The 254-nt window shown below is 38.6% G+C and carries 1 protein-coding gene; it reads right to left on the bottom strand.

The window, feature by feature from the left end; all coding sequences use genetic code 11:
• Nucleotides 1–254: Rib/alpha-like domain-containing protein (locus OCF96_RS10000; protein ID WP_261447076.1), on the bottom strand; the 254-nt coding region annotated here is incomplete at both ends.

A 254-nucleotide genomic window follows, 5' to 3' on the forward strand; every position in this document is an offset into this window, starting at 1 on the left:
ACTGTGATGACTCCTGGTTGATCACTTTCGAAGGTTGTACCAGCTGGAATCTTCTTACCATTCGCTTCTGTTAATGGTATTTCAACTTTAGATCCTGGTTTTCCATTTCCATCTTCGTATTTCGGTGTATAGATATCTTTATCTTGTTCACCTACTGTAACTGTTACTGGTACTTCTTCTGTTGATCCATCTGGATAACGTACTAGAACTTTACCTGTAATCTTATCTCCTGGTTTTGCTCCTTCTGGAATTGT

Source organism: Streptococcus mitis (genome assembly GCF_946190065.1).
GTDB lineage: Bacteria > Bacillota > Bacilli > Lactobacillales > Streptococcaceae > Streptococcus > Streptococcus mitis_DE.